Source organism: Acidovorax sp., from assembly GCF_046291265.1.
GTDB lineage: Bacteria > Pseudomonadota > Gammaproteobacteria > Burkholderiales > Burkholderiaceae_C > Acidovorax.
This window is the reverse complement of the sequence record NZ_JBKBTV010000196.1, coordinates 1-525: the sequence shown is the minus strand read 5'-3', so window position 1 is coordinate 525 and position 525 is coordinate 1. Positions and strand designations below refer to the sequence as shown.

General features: G+C 74.7%; 1 protein-coding gene. It reads right to left on the bottom strand.

The window, feature by feature from the left end:
• Positions 1 to 197 precede the first annotated feature (197 nt).
• Complete coding sequence (locus ACK41V_RS23865; protein ID WP_409786201.1) at positions 198 to 401, bottom strand: hypothetical protein; 204 nt, start codon at positions 399 to 401, stop codon at positions 198 to 200.
• Positions 402 to 525 lie beyond the last annotated feature (124 nt).

Below are 525 nucleotides of genomic sequence, written 5' to 3'. Positions count from 1 at the left end.
TCCAGCGCGTGCAGGCAGTCCCCCGTCTCTGCGTGCACGTGCTCCGCAGCCAGCTGCAGCATGGGCTGACCGTGCCATGCCTCGTGCAGCGCCTGCCACTGCTCCGCCGCCTCCCACATGGCCAGCTTGCCGCCCAGCTCCGCCTCCGCCTGCGCCACCACCTCCAGCGCATCCTACGCACGCACCCGGGGCAAAGCTCAGCGCACCGCGGCGCCATGCAGCGCGGCGTCACGAGGGTGGGCGCGCACCTGCAGCTTGGATTCATTGTCCCCCTGGGCCGCCACTGCGCTGCCCAGCGCCTCTTGTGTGCGCTGCAGCTCCTCTGCCACCTCGCGCAGCGCGTCACCGTGCCCTCGCTCCGCCTCCTGCGCCGCACGCCGCCCCATCGCCTGCGCGCGCACGCGTGGCAGGTGAGCGGGCGCGGGTGGTGGCCTGCGTTTGCCGGCCGCACACCTGCTGCCGCTCCAGCTCCGCTGCTCGCTGCTCCGCGCCGCGCGCACGCGCCTCCGCCTCCGCCAGCCGTGC